A 2,669-nucleotide genomic window follows, 5' to 3' on the forward strand; every position below is an offset into this window, starting at 1 on the left:
CAAATCGGTCTACGTGCAGACCAATTGGCCGAAGGAGCGCTACGAGGACGAAGCCATCTGGGTGCAGCAGACCGCGGAAGCGACCGGCTGGCCGCATGCCATCGTCGCCTACGCCGATTTTTCGGTCGAGGACGTGCGCCCACAACTCGACCGGCTGGCGCGCCACAGCCTGGTGCGCGGTGTGCGGATGCAGCTGCACTGGCACCGAAATCCGCTTTATCGTTTCGCTGCGTGGCCCGATCTGCCGCTCGATCCGAAGATTCAGCGCAATGTGGCGCGGCTTGCCGATTACAAATGGAGCTTCGATCTGCAGGTGTTTGCCTCGCAAATGCCCGACGCGGCGAGCCTTGCCGAGGCCTGCCCCGACGTCACCTTGGTGCTGCAACACGCCGGCATGCTGGAAGACCTCTCGCAGGCCGGACGCTCGGAATGGCGCGCCGGCACGGTGCGGTTGGGAGCCTGTCCCAACGTCGTCACGAAACTCTCCGGCCTCGGCACCTTCCTGCATCGCAACGATCCCGCGCATATCGCCGAGATCGTGCGCGAGACCGTCTCGATCTTCGGCGCCGAGCGCTGCCTGTTCGGCTCGAACTTTCCGGTCGAAAAGCTCTGGACGTCCTACGCCGATCTCGTCAGCGCCCATCGCAAGGCGCTCGAGCATCTGTCGCCGCAAGAGCAGCGCGCGGTGCTGCACGACACCGCGACGCGCGTCTACCGGATCACCAATTGAGGGGCGAACGCCCACAACGACAAAGGGGAGGACATCATGGCTCTGGGAATCAAGCTTCTCGACTATGGCGATATCGAACTGGAATCCAGCTTCCTCGTGCTGGGGCGCGACTGCGGCCGCACCCGGCGGGTGCTGACGCTGGGCTTTCTCATCACCGGCGGCCCCTATCCCGTCGTGGTCGACACCGGCTATCGCTCCAACCAGATCATGGAATCGCTGGGGATGCGCGGCCTCCAGTTCCACGAGAACATGATCGAGAACCAGCTCGCCAAGCACGGCGTGCGCATGGGCGACGTCCGTTTCGTGGCGCACACCCATCTGCATATCGATCACGCCGGCAAGGACGACCTGTTCCCGATGAACACCACCGTCATCATCAATCGCAAGGAGCTGGAATATTCCGTCTCCGGGCTGCAGCATCCGCAATATCCCGCGCCCGATATCAAACATTTGGTCGACCGTCTCCACACCAAGAACGCGCTGCGGCTGCTGGATCTGGAAGTCACCGGAATGGTCGAGCTGTTTCCCGGCGTCTATTTCGAGGCCGCGGGCGCACATACCGAAGGCTCGATGAACGTCCACGTCCACACCGCCGAAGGTGTGGCGACGATCTGCGGCGACGTGCTCTACGACATCCACGATCAACTGGTCGAACCGTTCCGACAAACCCAGGACGCCGAGCCGCAGACCACCGGCAACCACGGCCTGTCGAAGCGTGCCGAAAAAGGCGCGATCAAGAAGCTGGTCAACAATGCCCGCTTCCTGCTGCCGGTCCACGACCGGCCCTGCAAGGTCGAGGGCGGCGTGGTGACGGGCCGGCTGCAAGATTCGGTCCCCGGCCCGATCGTCCAATCCTATCCCAAGCGCCAATGGTTCCCGGCCTAACGCACAAGGAAGGATTGCGGCAATGACGCATGCGGTTTTGAAGCCCGAATTCGAGGCGCTGATTGATCGCTACGCGGCGGTCGGGCAGCTCGGCACCGGCTTTACCTTCACCGAGGGGCCGGTCTGGCATCCGACCGAGCACTATCTGTTGTTTTCGGACATGCCGGCGGATGTCCGCCGCCGCTGGGACGCCCAGCGCGGCGTCGCCGAGGTGCGGCGTCCCTCCAACAAATGTAACGGCATGACCTATGACGCCGATCTCAATCTGATCGTCTGCGAGCATGCCACCTCGTCGCTGATCCGGGAGCGGCCGGACGGGCGGCGCGAGGTGCTGGCGTCGCATTTCGAAAAATCGGAGCTGAACAGTCCCAACGATGTCTGCGTGCGCTCCGACGGCTCGATTTATTTCTCCGATCCCTGGTACGGCCGGATGCCGGTCTATGGCGTCGAGCGCCCGCGCCAGCTCGGCTTCCAGGGCGTCTATCGGGTGCCGCCGGGCGGCGGCGCGCCGCAATTGCTGGTCGACCGCTATCTGTTCGACCAACCCAACGGCCTCTGCTTTTCGCCCGACGAGAAGCGCCTCTATATTAACGACACCGTGCAGACGCTGATCCGCGTATTCGACCTCGCCGGCGACGGCTCGCTGAGCAATGGCCGGGTGTTTGCCAGCGGCATCCGCTCCTCGCTGGAAGCCGGGGTGCCGGACGGCATGAAATGCGACGCGCGCGGCAATATCTGGGTCACCGCTCCCGGCGGCGTCTGGGTCTACGCCTCCTCGGGCGACCTGATCGGCAAAGTGCGTGTACCCGAGATGGTCGCCAATTTGTCCTGGGGCGGCGAGGATTTCCGCACCCTGTTCATGACCGCGACCCACTCGGTCTACACCGTCACCACCAAGGTCGGGCCGCGCAACGAGCCCTATATGACCGCGAGCGGCCGCGGCGGGTCGTCGGGGTCCGGCAGCGCCGAGCGTTCGCCGTCTACGGCCCAAACCATCAGCATCGATCCCCGGCGCTGCGCCATGATCATCCAGGACATGCAGAACGACGTGATC

The 2,669-nt window shown here is 64.1% G+C and carries 3 protein-coding genes; all 3 read left to right on the forward strand.

What is annotated here, in order from left to right:
* Positions 1-730: amidohydrolase family protein (locus tag WB528_RS17560; protein WP_423889673.1), on the forward strand; the 730-nt coding region annotated here is incomplete at its 5' end.
* Between the two features lie 36 nt (positions 731-766).
* Positions 767-1,615 carry an MBL fold metallo-hydrolase gene (locus tag WB528_RS17565; RefSeq protein WP_423889674.1) on the forward strand — a complete coding sequence of 283 codons (849 nt, stop codon included), beginning with the start codon at positions 767-769 and terminating at the stop codon, positions 1,613-1,615.
* 22 nt (positions 1,616-1,637) lie between these two features.
* Positions 1,638-2,669, forward strand: a 1,032-nt coding sequence (locus tag WB528_RS17570) for an SMP-30/gluconolactonase/LRE family protein (protein ID WP_423889675.1), incomplete at its 3' end; no start/stop codon positions are given.

This window comes from Bradyrhizobium sp. (genome assembly GCF_049586575.1).
Lineage (GTDB): Bacteria > Pseudomonadota > Alphaproteobacteria > Rhizobiales > Xanthobacteraceae > Bradyrhizobium.